The organism is Methylomonas koyamae (assembly GCF_006483455.1).
Taxonomy (GTDB): domain Bacteria; phylum Pseudomonadota; class Gammaproteobacteria; order Methylococcales; family Methylomonadaceae; genus Methylomonas; species Methylomonas koyamae_B.
The window spans coordinates 1-13,673 of the sequence record NZ_PPPU01000074.1 but is presented as its reverse complement, the minus strand read 5'-3'; the positions used below and the strand labels follow the sequence as shown (position 1 = coordinate 13,673).

General features: G+C 56.0%; 16 protein-coding genes. 8 read left to right on the top strand and 8 right to left on the bottom strand.

Features of this window, described 5'->3' with window-relative positions:
* On the bottom strand, positions 1–607 hold a 607-nt coding region (locus C2U68_RS20675), incomplete at its 3' end, for a retention module-containing protein (RefSeq protein ID WP_140914365.1).
* Between the two features lie 95 nt (positions 608–702).
* Positions 703–2,307, bottom strand: coding sequence for a protein adenylyltransferase SelO (locus C2U68_RS20670; protein WP_140914364.1), 1,605 nt, complete (start codon positions 2,305–2,307; stop codon positions 703–705).
* A 109-nt stretch (positions 2,308–2,416) separates the two neighbouring features.
* Between C2U68_RS20670 and C2U68_RS20665 the strand changes: the two genes are divergently transcribed.
* A complete protein-coding gene (locus C2U68_RS20665) occupies positions 2,417–2,761 on the top strand; it encodes an outer membrane protein assembly factor BamE (protein WP_140914363.1) in 345 nt (114 codons plus the stop codon).
* A gap of 85 nt (positions 2,762–2,846) precedes the next feature.
* Here the strand turns inward: C2U68_RS20665 and C2U68_RS20660 are convergent, their stop codons facing one another.
* A complete protein-coding gene (locus tag C2U68_RS20660) occupies positions 2,847–4,040 on the bottom strand; it encodes an MFS transporter (protein ID WP_140914362.1) in 1,194 nt (397 codons plus the stop codon).
* A 115-nt stretch (positions 4,041–4,155) separates the two neighbouring features.
* Between C2U68_RS20660 and C2U68_RS20655 the strand changes: the two genes are divergently transcribed.
* Positions 4,156–4,941, top strand: coding sequence for a dienelactone hydrolase family protein (locus C2U68_RS20655; RefSeq protein ID WP_140914361.1), 786 nt, complete (start codon positions 4,156–4,158; stop codon positions 4,939–4,941).
* Positions 4,942–5,056: 115 nt separating this feature from the next.
* Here C2U68_RS20655 and crp read toward each other — a convergent pair whose 3' ends face one another.
* Complete coding sequence (crp, locus tag C2U68_RS20650) at positions 5,057–5,710, bottom strand: cAMP-activated global transcriptional regulator CRP (protein ID WP_140914360.1); 654 nt, start codon at positions 5,708–5,710, stop codon at positions 5,057–5,059.
* A 129-nt stretch (positions 5,711–5,839) separates the two neighbouring features.
* On the opposite strand from crp, the gene C2U68_RS20645 reads away from it, so the two are divergent.
* The gene (locus C2U68_RS20645) at positions 5,840–6,259 is read left to right on the top strand and encodes an OsmC family protein (RefSeq protein WP_140914359.1); all 420 of its coding nucleotides are present in this window, start codon (positions 5,840–5,842) and stop codon (positions 6,257–6,259) included.
* 4 nt (positions 6,260–6,263) lie between these two features.
* Positions 6,264–7,043 (top strand): adenosylmethionine decarboxylase, encoded by a 780-nt coding sequence (gene speD, locus C2U68_RS20640; protein WP_140914358.1) that lies wholly within the window; start codon positions 6,264–6,266, stop codon positions 7,041–7,043.
* Positions 7,044–7,098: 55 nt separating this feature from the next.
* On the opposite strand, the gene C2U68_RS20635 is transcribed toward speD, so the two are convergent.
* From C2U68_RS20635 to apaG, 3 genes are all read right to left on the bottom strand, one after another.
* Positions 7,099–7,416, bottom strand: a complete 318-nt coding sequence (locus C2U68_RS20635) for a hypothetical protein (RefSeq protein ID WP_140914357.1) — start codon at positions 7,414–7,416, stop codon at positions 7,099–7,101.
* A gap of 72 nt (positions 7,417–7,488) precedes the next feature.
* Entirely contained in the window at positions 7,489–8,316 is an 828-nt protein-coding gene (locus C2U68_RS20630; RefSeq protein ID WP_140914356.1) for a symmetrical bis(5'-nucleosyl)-tetraphosphatase, read from the bottom strand.
* Positions 8,316–8,693, bottom strand: coding sequence for a Co2+/Mg2+ efflux protein ApaG (apaG, locus tag C2U68_RS20625; RefSeq protein ID WP_140914355.1), 378 nt, complete (start codon positions 8,691–8,693; stop codon positions 8,316–8,318). Before apaG ends, C2U68_RS20630 begins: the two co-directional genes overlap by 1 nt.
* Positions 8,694–8,760: 67 nt before the next feature.
* Here apaG and C2U68_RS20620 point away from each other — a divergent pair, with 67 nt between their 5' ends.
* Genes C2U68_RS20620 through C2U68_RS20610 form a run of 3 tightly spaced genes read left to right on the top strand, consistent with a single transcriptional unit; the run spans position 8,761 to position 10,939 of the window.
* Positions 8,761–9,288, top strand: a complete 528-nt coding sequence (locus tag C2U68_RS20620; RefSeq protein WP_140914354.1) for an ankyrin repeat domain-containing protein — start codon at positions 8,761–8,763, stop codon at positions 9,286–9,288.
* Between the two features lie 14 nt (positions 9,289–9,302).
* The gene (gene mpl / locus C2U68_RS20615) at positions 9,303–10,652 is read left to right on the top strand and encodes a UDP-N-acetylmuramate:L-alanyl-gamma-D-glutamyl-meso-diaminopimelate ligase (protein ID WP_140914366.1); all 1,350 of its coding nucleotides are present in this window, start codon (positions 9,303–9,305) and stop codon (positions 10,650–10,652) included.
* Positions 10,649–10,939, top strand: a complete 291-nt coding sequence (locus C2U68_RS20610) for a SelT/SelW/SelH family protein (RefSeq protein WP_140914353.1) — start codon at positions 10,649–10,651, stop codon at positions 10,937–10,939. The genes mpl and C2U68_RS20610 overlap by 4 nt, the downstream gene beginning before the upstream one ends.
* A gap of 180 nt (positions 10,940–11,119) precedes the next feature.
* On the opposite strand, the gene C2U68_RS20605 is transcribed toward C2U68_RS20610, so the two are convergent.
* On the bottom strand, positions 11,120–11,986 hold the full coding sequence (locus tag C2U68_RS20605) for a hypothetical protein (protein ID WP_140914352.1): 867 nt from the start codon (positions 11,984–11,986) through the stop codon (positions 11,120–11,122).
* Between the two features lie 799 nt (positions 11,987–12,785).
* Here C2U68_RS20605 and C2U68_RS20600 point away from each other — a divergent pair.
* The gene (locus C2U68_RS20600; RefSeq protein ID WP_140914351.1) at positions 12,786–13,562 is read left to right on the top strand and encodes an N-acetylmuramidase domain-containing protein; all 777 of its coding nucleotides are present in this window, start codon (positions 12,786–12,788) and stop codon (positions 13,560–13,562) included.
* The last annotated feature ends 111 nt before the right edge of the window (positions 13,563–13,673 follow it).

The window sequence follows — 13,673 nt, the reverse complement described above, 5'->3', positions numbered from 1 at the left end:
GCGTGACCGGGGTGCCGGCAGGAATGCCGCTGACGCTGTCGTTAGCCGCGAACGGCGGCAGATTTCCACCGGTAATCTGCGCCCCCGGCAATGTACCGGGGTTTAGTAACAACACTTCCGGGACGATATTGTTGAATGCCACACTTGGGCCGGTGGTATCGAAACCGTTGGTCACCGGCGCCACCGGATTCAGATAGTCGACGCTGACCGGCACATGGCCTTCGTTACCGGCAACGCCGCCTGCGGCGCCGGCAGCCGGGGCTCCTGCCGCAGTCGGATCGGCAATTTGGGTCGGATCGGCACCCGCTAGCAAGGCTGCTTGAATATCTTCAACAGAGGGACCGGCCGGCGGCGGATTCTGCACAACCACCGCCTCCTCCCGTTCTTGCTCCTGCAACACCGCGCCGAGTTGCATCCGGTCATTGCCCCCCATATCCACGGTGGAGCCATCGGCCAGCTGAATCACGATGGCACTGCCGGCAGCGGTGGCAAGTATGTCGGTATCGAACACCTTGTCGCCGGCTTGCAATACACGGGTAGTGCCGTCGGCCGCCGTGGCTCTGACCGATCCGCTCACTAGTTTTACAATGCCGAGTTCTTGAGCCATGCTCTGCTCCGAGTTAGTTCAGCCAAAAAGTGTAATAGTAGGCCAGCCGGGCAACTCAGTACAGTAGCAGGGCGAAAAAATCGCCCATTCCACTGTCAAGAGCTGCAAGACAGCATTGAACAGCCCGCCCGTTGCTTCGCCCAATCCGGCCGTTTTTCGGCGAATCGCTCGCGGCCCGGCTGTTCGGCGTAGGGGTTTCGCAAAACCTCTAACAATTCACCGACCAAATCGAAATCTCCCTGCTCCGCCTGGTCTATCGCCAGCTGTGCCAGATAATTCCTCAACACGTATTTCGGATTTACCGCATTCATCCGCGCCCGCCGGACATCGCGATCGCTACCATCCTGCCGGCTACGTTCGCAGTATCGCTGGAACCACGCCACCGCCCGATTGCGCTGCTCTTCTGCGATGGCAGCATAGCTGTTGTTTTCCAACATCGTTAGAAAACCGGCAACCGCCACGGCCGGGTCGCACGGATCGAGCTCTGCCAATTGCCGATAAAACAGGGTCATATCAACTTCGGCGGCTTGTAGCAGTTGTAACAAATCGCTAACCAGTTCCTGGTCATTGTCCGTATCGAAACGGCTCAAGCCCAATTTGGCGGCCATCGTGGCGCGCCATTCCGCTTCGAAGGTTTCGCTAAACGTCAACAACGCCTGCTCCAGCGCTTCCGCACGCATCACTAACGGATAAATCGCGTTTGCCAGTTGCACCAGATTCCAGTAGGCAATCTTCGGCTGATTGCCGAAACGGTAGCGCCTCCCTTGGGCGTCGGTGGTATTCGGGGTCCAATCCGGATCATAGTTTTCCAACCAGCCGTAAGGACCGTAGTCGATGGTCAAACCCAGAATGGACATGTTGTCGGTGTTCATCACGCCGTGCACGAAACCGACCCGCTGCCAATGCACCACCATTTCGGCGGTGAGCCGGCAGACTTCCTCGAACCAACGCAGATACACCTTAGGACTCGGCTCACCCAATTCAGGAAAGTCGCTGCGGATCGTGTAGTCGGCCAATTTCTTCAACGACTCCAAATCGTCGCGGGCGGTAAAAATCTGGAAATTGCCGAAGCGGGTAAAAGACGGCGCCACCCGACACACCACGGCACCCGGCTCCAATTGCGGATTGCCGTCATAGAACATGTCGCGCACCACTGTCTCGCCGGTCAGAGCCACACTCAACGCACGGGTGGTCGGCACGCCCAAATGGTGCATTGCCTCGCTGCACAAAAACTCGCGAACAGAGGAACGCAACACGGCCAAACCGTCGGCACTGCGCGAATACGGCGTTCGACCGGCCCCTTTCAATTGCAGGGTTCGGCGGCGTCCGTCGGGACAGACGGCTTCGCCGAGATTGATCGCCCGGCCGTCGCCGAGCTGGCCGGCCCAATGGCCGAATTGGTGGCCGCCGTAACACATCGCGAAAGGCTGCATTCCGGCCGCCAGACGGTTGCCGGCAAACACTTGGCAGAAGTCTTCGGATAGGCAATCCTGGTCCGAAAGACCCAATTCGGCCGCCACTTCGGCCGAATAAGCCACCAAGCGCGGGCTTTTCACCGGCGTCGGCTGCACCAATGAATAGCAGGCGCCGTAAACCTGGCGGCGAAAATTATCGGTTTCGGTGTCGCCCGGCAGTTCGCGGACGAAACGGTTATCGAATCTGAGGCAATCGAGAGAGTAACTATCGGCGTGGGTGAGCATCTGGGCATCCGGGTTTTGGCTAAAAAGTTTACGGGTGGTAACCGGAAACAGCTAAGATAAACCGTTAAACGCTAGTTTAAGACCATCAATTTTCCTGAAGGCAATGCTTATGAAAAACCATTTCATCAAACTCAATCCGCGCACTTTAACGTTAACGTCGCTATTGCTGGTTAGCGCCTTATCGACAACGCAATTGACCGGTTGTTTCACGGTCGGCCAGGAGTTTGCAGCAAATCACGTGCCGGAAATCAAAATCGGCCAAACCCGCAAGCAGGACATTACCGAAATGTTCGGTACGCCATGGCGCACCGGCATGGAAGACGGTAAACCGACCTGGACCTACGGCATTTACAAGTACGCTTTGTTCGGCGGCACCGACTCACAAGACTTGCTGATCCGTTTCGACCCGCAAGGCATCGTCCGTTCCTACACCTTCAGCACCACCCGCAAATAGACGCCACCTGCATAGGTCTCATCGTGCCTTGCTTCGCCGGTCTTGACGGCCGGCGAGCTCGAACTGCCGCAGCCGGTTAACAGCCCTAGCGGTCGGCAATCCGCCGCATAAACAACATCGCCAGAGACAACAGGCTAAAGCCAGCCCCCGCATAAAATGTCGTCGCCGCACCCAGCCGATCCCACAATAAACCGGCCAGCACGCTAGCCAGCAACATCGCCACTCCGCTGACCAAATTGAAGAATCCGAACCCGGTCCCGCGCAAATCCTCGGGCGCGGTGTCGGCGACCATTTTCGCCAACAAGCCCTGAGTCATCCCCATGTGCAGACCCCACAAGCCCACCCCAGCCAAGGTCACCTCCCATCGGGCGCTGAATGCCAAGGTCAAATCGGCGCCGATCAGTACGAGCAAGCCCCAGGCCAATAAGGTACGGTGCGACATCCGGTCCGACAATCGCCCGAACGGATATGCGGTCGCCGAATAGACCAGGTTCATGGCCACCATGACCAAGGGTACCAGCGCGATCGCCATGCCGCCCTGTTGCGCACGCAAAACTAAAAACGCTTCGCTGAACCTAGCCAGCGTAAACACCGCGCCAATTGCCACGACCCACCAATATTCCGGCCCCAAACGCTTTAGGTTGCTGCGATGAATCGGATTGCCGCGCTTGGCGCGCTTCACATTGGCCGGCTCTTTGACGCCGAACGACAGCATAGCTACCGACAGCCCGGCGGGCACTACCGCGACCCAAAACACCGCGCGAAAATCGTCGGCCCATGCCAACATTAAACCGACCGCCAGCAGCGGCCCCAGGAAAGAGCCGACCGTATCCAGCGACTGCCTGAGCCCGAACGCCGCACCGCGAATCTCGATCGGCGTCACGTCGGCCACCAGCGCATCCCGCGGTGCGCCGCGTATCCCCTTACCGACCCGATCCAACAAGCGCGCGCCCAACACCATGTCGGCACTGGCGGCCAGCGCAAACAACGGCTTGGTCAGTGCACCAAGGCCATAACCCAGCAAAGCCAAGCTCTTGCGCTTGCCCAGGTAGTCGCTAAGCGTACCGGAAAACACCTTGACGATCAGCGCAGTCGCCTCGGCCGCGCCTTCGATCAAACCGATACTGAGGCTGCTGGCGTGCAATACCGAAACCATGAACAGCGGCAACAGACTATGGATCATCTCCGACGAGATATCCATCAGCAGACTGACGCAGCCCAAGGCCCAAACGCTGGCCGGAATTTGCCGCCACACCGGGCGGGAACCGCTTTGTTTCATACGCTCGCCTTATAAGGTTTTTACAGGCCGACGGCGGCGACGCCATTCCCCAGCCGATTGACAATATCCGTTAGCGGTGTAACCGTAAGCCTTTTTACGCTAACAGGAGAGCTACATGATATCCCGCTTATTGTTTTTGACATTATTCTTCAGTTCCGGGTTACAGGCCGCATTGCACGAACAGAGCGTCAGCTACCAGGCCGGCGGCACCACGTTCAAAGCTTATCAGGCCTGGGACGACGCCAAGGGCGAGAAGCAACCTGGGGTAATGGTCGTACACGAATGGTGGGGCTTGAACGATTACGCCAAACAACGGGCGAAAATGTTGGCGGAACTGGGCTATACCGCGCTGGCGGTGGATATGTACGGCGACGGCAAATTCAGCGAACATGCGGCAGAGGCATCGGCATTCATGGCCAGCGTGGTCGAGCGGGCCGGCGTCTCCGAACAACGTTTTGCCGCCGCCGAGGCGTTCCTGAAACAACAGCCTAGCGTCGATCCGGGCAAAATTGCCGCGATAGGTTACTGCTTCGGTGGCGCCACGGTGTTGAACATGGCCAGACAGGGCGGCGACTTGGCCGCCGTGGTCAGTTTCCACGGCAATCTGGCGACCAAAACCCCGGCCCAGCCCGGCAAAGTCAAAGCCAAAATCCTGGTGCTGAACGGCGCCGCCGACGAGTTCGTTACTGCAGACAGCATTAGCGCGTTCCAGGCGGAAATGGCTAGAGCCGGTGCCGATTACCGCTTCGTCAACTATCCCGGTGTCCGTCACGGCTTCAGCAATCCGGACGCCGACCGGCTGGGCAAGGCCAATAACCTGCCGATCGCTTACGACGCTGATGTCGACCGGCAATCCTGGGCGGCGATGCAGGAACTATTTCGAACGGTTTTCGGGAAATAAGAAACGGCGAACCGCTGGCGCGGCCCGTCTCGCCGTCAACGTGCAGTTGGCGGCGCCGGGATACGGAAGCCCGCATCCCATGCGGGGCGCAAACGCCCCGCCCACCCATCGTGTCCTAGCGGGTACCGAACACGACGATGGTTTTACCGTGAGCGGTGATCAAGCCTTTGTCCTCCAGCTCCTTCAACACCCGCCCGGCCATTTCCCGCGAGCAACCGACGATGCGGCCGATTTCCTGGCGGGTGATATGCAATTGCATGCCGTCGGGATGGGTGATCGCATCCGGCTCCTTGCACAGATCCAACAACGTCCGGGCAATGCGGCCTTCAACGTCCATAAACGCCAAATCGCGGTATTTACGACTGGTGATCAATAAGCGAGTGGAAAGCTGCTCGCCCAATACCGTCAAAATTTCCACGGCATGATCGCGCAAATCGGTGTTGAGCAGAAGTTTGAAGCGCTCGTAACCGATCTCAGCCATCTGGCATTTGGTCCTAGTCTTAACCGACACGCTGCGGGTTTCGGCGTTTTTGAACACGCCGATCTCGCCGACGAAATCGTGCTTATTCAAATAGGCCAGAATCAGTTCGCGGCCTTCTTCATCTTCGACACTTACGCTCACCGAACCGTCGACAACGAACAACAACTTATCGCCGACGTCACCCGGACGAACGATGGTTATTTTGGCCGGATAACTTCTAACGTGACAGAAACGTAGAAAGGCATCCAGGGCGGCTGGAGATATTTTGTTTTGTTTAACAAAGCTCATAAGTTGTAATAATTTTGTGAACTAGTTTGTGTACTCTACCAAGGTGCAGTAGTTTTAGAAAAAAATCAAGACATTTGACAGGTTCGTTGTAAAATCCGCGCCAATTTTCGTTTTTGGTTGGGATTATTTATGCAGGCAACGATTAAATGGGTCGACGGCCGGCTGTTTGTCGGAGAATCCGGCAGCGGTCACACCGTCGTGATGGACGGACCGCCGGACCACGGCGGCCGCAATCTCGGCGTGCGGCCGATGGAAATGTTGTTGCTGGGCGTGGGCGGCTGCTCCTCGTTCGATGTGATCGATATTCTGCAAAAAGGCCGGCACGACATTGTCGATTGTACGGCAGAACTGACCGCGGAACGGGCCGACAGCGTACCCGCGGTCTTCACCAAAATCCATCTGCATTTTAAAGTGACCGGCAGAAACCTGCCCGCTGCTGCAGTGGAACGGGCGGTGAAATTGTCGGCCGAGAAATACTGTTCCGCGTCGATCATGCTAGGCAAAGCGGGCGTGGAAATGAGTCATGATTTTGAAGTTATAGAGGGCTGACCGGTTGAGCAAGTTACAATTACACGGGTTTAACAACCTGACCAAATCGCTGAGTTTCAATATCTACGATGTGTGCTATGCACCGAAAGAGCAGGAAAAAGCCTACATCGAGTACATCGACGAAGCCTACAACGCCAAGCGCCTGACCCAGATTTTGAAGGACGTCGCCAACATCATCGGCGCCCAGATTCTGAACATTGCCCACCAGGATTACGATCCGCAGGGCGCCAGCGTGACGATGCTGATATCGGAAGGCGCAGTGATTCCGGCCGGCATGAACTCCGAATCGCCCGGCCCGTTGCCCGACACCATTTTGGCCCACCTGGACAAAAGCCACATCACCGTGCATACCTATCCGGAAAGCCATCCGGACACCGACATCTGTACCTTCCGTGCCGACATTGACGTCTCGACCTGCGGTCAGATTTCGCCGTTGAAAGCGCTGAATTACCTGATCCACAGTTTCGAGTCCGACATCGTGATCATGGACTACCGGGTGCGCGGCTTTACTCGCGATATTTCCGGCCAAAAGCATTACATCGACCACAAGATCAACTCGATCCAGAACTACATCGCCGAGAGCACCAAAGAGCTATATCAAATGATCGACGTCAACGTCTATCAGGAGAACATCTTCCACACCAAGATGATGTTGAAGGAAACCGAGCTGGAAAATTACCTGTTCGAAAAGGAAAGCAACTTCAGCGAAGACGAAAAGCAGGAAATCCAGGAAATGTTGCAGGACGAGATGGCCGAAATCTTCTACGGCCGCAATTTCTCCTAATCTGGCTTGCGCTAAAAACGGCCGCTACGGTCTTCACCGTCGCGGCCGCTTTTATTTAGCGGACCGACTTTTGCGCGTCTTCCTGCATCCGCTCTTTGTGTTGCTTGCGCAATTCGTCCATTTTCCGCATCTGCTCCGGGTTTAATAAATCTTTGATCCGGCTGTGCGACTCTTCATGGATCGCCCGGAATTTCTCGTGTTGTTCCTTGAAAATCGCTTCCAGTTTGGTTTTTTGCTCCGGAGTCAGTTGCAGCAATTGCGTCAAACTTTCCAGTTTGTGGTCGACCGGTTGGCCGTAATCGTGTTCGCCGGTGTAAGCGAACACCGTCAGCGGCATGGCCAAAAATATTGGGTACAGCCATTTTGTTTGCATTGGGTTATTTCCTGTAAGTTGGATTGAAAGGACGGGGACGGTCAAAGAAAACCGCGGCAGCTGGGACGACGCTCAGTCCGCCAGCGGGTCCTGCGCCGGGCCACAGTCGATGCTGAAACGTTGCGGCGCTTCGCCCAATTGCAACGCCGTCAATTGGCCGCCCCACAGGCAACCGGTATCGATCGAATAACAGTTGTGGCCTTCGTAATAGCCCAAGGTCGACCAATGGCCGAAAATGATCCGCATGTCCCGACTTTTCCGGCCCGGCACCTGGAACCACGGCAGCAAATGTGCGGGCTGTGTACCCGGCGCGCCCTTCTGGCCGAAATCCAACTCGCCGGCGAGCGTGCAATAACGCAAGCGGGTAAAACAGTTAACCGCAAAACGCAGTTTTTCGATCTTGGGCAAATCTTCCCGCCACAGCGCAGGCTTGTTGCCGTACATCGAGCGGAAAAACCGTTCGTAATCGGCGCCCTGCATGGCTTGTTCGGTTTCGCGCGCCATCTGCTCGGTCGTGGCCAAATCCCATTGAGGCGGCAGGCCGGCGTGCAGCATGCAGAAATCGCCGTCGCGGTAAAACAAACGCTGGTGGCGCAGCCAGTGAATCAGCTCGTCGCAATCCTCGGCCCGCAAAATAGCGCCCAGGGTATCTTTTTTGCCGGCCTTGCTCAGCGACACCACGGTCGCAATCAAATGCAGATCGTGGTTGCCCAGCACAGTGATCGCCGCATCGCCGAGGCCTTTAACGAAACGCAGCGTCTCCAGCGAATTGGGCCCGCGGTTGACCAGATCGCCGGCCAGCCACAACCTGTCTCGGCCCGGATCGAATGCTATCTGGTCCAGTAGCCGGCGGAATTCGTCGTAGCAGCCCTGGATATCACCAATCGCATAATCTGCCATCAGTGCAGGGTTCTGGGAATCGACAAGGTAAATTTAGGAATGGCTGCGTTGAAATTTTCGCCGGTATCGGCCTGCATCTGGTATTTGCCCTGCATCACGCCGACCGGCGTTTCGATCATCGCCGCACTGGTATAACGGAACGAATCGCCCGGATTCAGATGCGGATGCTCGCCAACCACGCCCTCACCGTTGACTTCCTGGACCTTGCCGTTGGCATCGGTGATCAGCCAGTGCCGGGTCAGCAATTTGGCCGGCGTGGAACCGACGTTGGTAATCGTGACGGTGTAAGCGAACACGTAACGGTTCTGTTCCGGCGAGGATTGCGCCTCGACGTAGTAAGGTTGCGCTTCAACTAAAACTTTGTTTTTTTCGCTCATTGATGGATCATGTAAAACGGACTTTCGGTTATTTCAACCCAACTGGTAACCAAACGCAAGCAATCCCATGAACATCCGCAGATTTTGGGGCGCGGCCCTGCTGGCCCTGCCCTTGGCGGCGTTTGCCGAAGACGCCAAAGACCTGTTCGCCGCCGCAGCCGCCGGCAAAATCGAACGGGTCGAATCATTGCTGGCACAAGGTCTGGATGCCAACGGCAAGATCGACCAAGACCGTACCGCGTTGATGGCGGCCAGCTTCAACGGCAATATCAGAATCGTCAAAACCTTGCTGGCTTACGGCGCCGATGTCAATCTGGCCGATAAACTCGGCGCCACGGCGCTAACGGATGCGGTAATGTTTGGCAACCCGGATCTGGTCGGCGTGTTGATCGCCGCCGGCGCCAACGTCAACGCCGCCGACGCCCAAGGCGTGAAAGTCCTCGACAAAGCCAAAAAGCTCGGCCGCGACAACATCGTCAAATTATTGGAAGCAGCCGGCGCCAAAGCCCAAGAGGCGAAAGCCGAGGAAGTCACACCGTCCGAACCTCAAGCCGAAGCCAACTCCGAAGCAAAACCCGAAGAACCGAAAAAATGACCCCACCCAAACCTGTGCATATCCATATCCTCGGCATTTGCGGCACCTTCATGGGCGGCCTGGCCCTGATCGCCCGCGAACTCGGCTACACCGTCAGCGGCTCCGACCAGAACGTCTATCCGCCGATGAGCACTCAGCTCGAACAGCAAGGCATCAAGTTGATGAACGGCTACAAGGCCGAGAATCTGGACGTCAAACCCGACTTGGTCGTGATCGGCAACGCCATGTCGCGCGGCAATCCGGAAGTCGAAGCCGTATTGAATCTGGGCCTGCCCTATATCTCCGGTCCGCAATGGCTGGCCGAACATGTGCTGCAACACAAATGGGTGTTAGCGGTCGCCGGTACCCACGGCAAAACCACCACCACCAGCATGCTGAGCTGGATTCTGGAACACAACGGTTTCAAACCCGGCTTTCTGATTGGCGGCATACCTTTGAACTTCGGCATTTCCGCCCGGCTGGGGAAATCGGATTTCTTCGTCATTGAGGCCGACGAATACGACTGCGCCTTTTTCGACAAGCGCTCGAAATTCGTGCATTACCGGCCGCGCACTGCGATTTTGAACAACCTGGAATACGACCACGCCGACATCTTCGAAAACCTGGATGCCATCAAAAAGCAGTTCCACCATTTGGTCAGAACCGTCCCCGGCCAGGGTTTGATCATCGCCCCGGACTGCGAAAAACACGTCGCCGAAGTATTGGCGATGGGCTGCTGGAGCCCGGTGCAACTGACCGCGATCGATGCGCCGGCGCCGTGGCAAGCGCAATTGCTAGCCGCCGACGGCAGCCGTTTCGCGATCCATTTCGAAGGCCAAAACCAAGGCACCGTGGCATGGGCGCTGACCGGCCGGCACAACGTCTACAACGCCTTGTCCGCCATCGCCGCCGCCCGCCATGTCGGCGTCACGCCGGCCGACGCCATCGCCGCGTTGGCGCAATTCCAGAACGTCAAACGCCGGATGGAAGTCATCGTCAAAACAGCCGGCGTCACCGTTTACGACGACTTCGCCCACCACCCGACCGCGATCCAAACCACGCTGGACGGTTTGCGCAAACAAGTCGGTAACGAAAAAATTCTCGCCATCGTCGAACCGCGCTCGAATACGATGCGCCTGGGTGTGCATACCCAATCCCTGGCCGAATCGTTGAGCCAGGCCGACCACGCCATCATCTTTCAGCCGGACGGATTGGGCTGGGATTTGAGCCAATTGCTGAAATACGCCAATAACATCGAGATTTGCAACAGCCTGGACTCCATAATCAGCACGATCCAAGCCGAGGCCGGCGGCGTCTGTCACGTCCTATTGATGAGCAACGGCAGCTTCGGCGGCATCTACCAACGCCTCCGCGACAGTCTATGAGCCACCGCGTCGAAATCCGTTACTGCACCCAATGCCGCTGGCTGCTGCGCGCGGCCTGGATGGCGCAAGAGCTGTTGACGACCTTCGATAGCGAATTGAGCGAACTGGCGCTGCAACCGGGCACCGGCGGCATTTTCGAAGTGCATGCCGACGGCGCGTTGGTCTGGTCGCGCAAGTCTGAAGGTCGCTTCCCCGAAATTACCGAATTGAAACAATTGGTCAGAGACGTGATTGCGCCGGAGCGGGATTTGGGCCATATCGACCGCAAGCCCGCGCCGCAGTCTTGAGAGGGCTCGGCTATCTTGTTGATCGGCACAAAATCGCTGGGACAAATTCCTAATCCGCGCTGATACCGACAGAGCCAACGTCCGTCAATACCAAACCCTAAACATTAGAGTTTTACAGCCAACGAGCGAAGGCGCTTGGAATCGGCAAAAGCTCTACCACCCGCCCAACGCAAAAGTTTTTCAGTTCCGCAGTGAAAATCTTCTGACTCCAAAAATACCGAGTAGCCCAGTCGCCATCAGCGGCAATGCGGGCGGTACCGGAACCGGCCGAATGTTTAAAGAGACCGTATAGCCGCGTTGAATAAAACTATCGTTTTCCAATGCGAGGTAAGCTTCCCATAAAAGCGGATCGTTGCCGATTTCATCTGTAAGCTCGGGCAAGATACAAGCGGAGCAAGCCCCTCCGATGGCCATTGAGTAAACACCTTTCGGAAGGAAAATATTATCAAGTGAGACTGTACTGCTGCCGCTGTCCACCTCGCCTGCGTGCATCAAGTACTTAACGGTACCGATATCACCGTCATCGTTAGCCATAGTGACATCTCCCAACGCATTCCAACGCCCTTCTTTGCCTTCAGGCGGCGGCAGGACTTCCGATGAGTCATGTGCTAATTCGGGTAGCAAGCCGCTGTAAAGGGTGAAGGCAGGCGTTAAATCCAATTTGCCGTCTTGAATTTTCGGCCTTACATCTTGGACCGCCTCATCCCATTCCAAAACATAGCCGGATATTCCTCCCGAGATACTGATGCTGACATATGCTCCTCCGGCACTATCGACTTCGAATTTTTCCCATGGCAAAACACTGTGGCTGTCCCCCCAATTTTCGTCAGCTGCATCCGCCCAAGCAGCGTTTCCAGCAACGGAGCCGCGAAAATTATAAGTAATTGAGCCGTCAGTTTCGGTAACCGCATTACCAAATGCGTTGTGCACAGGATCCGTCACCATTAAATTCGTGTAGCTAATATGGGCAAATGTTCGCGGTGCGAAACAAGACAATATCAGTGGGAATAACAGCACTTTAAATCGAAAAGTCATTTGAATATCCATAGCATTGTGGCTGCGCAATTGAGGGAAAGAGACGAGAAATGATCAACTATCTCAAAAAATCGATTCAGCACGGAGTATGCCAAACCGCCAACCTTATTCCGAATAATCATTTCAAACTATAACCCCCGCATGTCAAAACGGACTTTGGCGGCAGGTTTTACTAAAAACAACCAATAACACCAGACGCTTAACTAAGCACAGGCGACATCAATAACCCCGCCGCCCCCTAGCTTAACTTCCGATCTGGGGATACTCTGACAGCCGCATTAGCAGATCAATTTTTGCGCATATCATTTAAACTGTGTTATTTAATACTGTTTAAGTGATATACCACAGAACCATGAAAAAAATTCTTGACAGGAGTTATTAGAAAATATCGCCCACCTGTTTCAAAATAACGCTGACTTTATAGAAGAGTCGTTTTGCTGAAGACATCTCTTTTACCGAATTATTTTCAAATTTCGGACACCATGCCGCATCGACGCTCATTCACCTCATTTTTAAGCGTATTGATAGCGCCTCATCTGCGGCAATTGCTTGTCGTCCAAATCAAAAAGATAATCTGCCGTGCCGCTCCGATCACGCCAAGCAAGGTCGGCCAGAAATTCGATCAGTAAACCGGGTTCTCAGAGCGAATGATGAGTCAGGCACTTCTTAAACGCAGCCTACCGGAGCCTCAATCGATAGCGCCTGGTGCCACACACCGATGCTTGGCACAGCAACAGGAAGCAACGGGTCGAATAAATTAAACAAGTGAAGGGCCGTCTTCCGCCCGGCACAATCAATCAAGGGGGTAATCATGAATTTTCAAGATCAAGGCCGTCCGTTAAGCGGCGAGGGTATCGAACAAGTGTGCAACACTTTGGGCGTTGCCCAGCCCGCGGTCTGGGCGGTGCTCAGCGTGGAAACGCGCGGCTTCGGTTTTTTGAAAGACCGCCGGCCGCAGATTCTGTTTGAACGGCATATTTTTCATAATCAAACCGCGGGCCGGTTCGACAGCAGCGCCCCTGACATCAGCGACAGCAAAGCCGGCGGCTACATTGGCGGCGCGGCGGAATACGACCGCCTGCACAGAGCGCTCGGACTGGACCAAGCGGCGGCGCTGAGAAGCGCTTCCTGGGGCATTGGCCAGGTGATGGGTTTTAACTTCGAGGACGCCGGATTTGCCACTGTGGACGCCATGGTGGCCGCATTGGTTGCAGACGAGAACGCCCAGTTGCTGGCGATGACCAATTTCATCAAAGCCAATGGCTTGGCCGGTGCGATGCAAAAGGGCAAATGGGATGCGTTCGCCCGCGGCTACAACGGTCCGAGCTTCGAAAAAAACCAATACGACACCCGACTGGCCGCGGCCCACGCCCAATACAAGGTGATGCTGCCGGATTTGGGCTTACGCACGGCGCAAGCGGCTTTACTGTATCTCGGGTTCGACCCCGGCACAATCGACGGCGTCACCGGCAAACGCACCCGCTCGGCAATCACCGCATATCAAGAAAAAGCCGGCCTGCCGAAAACCGGCGGACTGGACACCACAACGGAAAGCACGCTGCTAAGCCAGGCGTTTCCATCGGCGTAGGCCCCGCCGCGCATGACGCACGGAAGCCTTTATAAATTCTCGGCTTGTACTGAGCCAGGCAAAGCGTTAGCGGGTAATGCCTTGATTGATAGAGAGAGCCGGCCCCAAAAA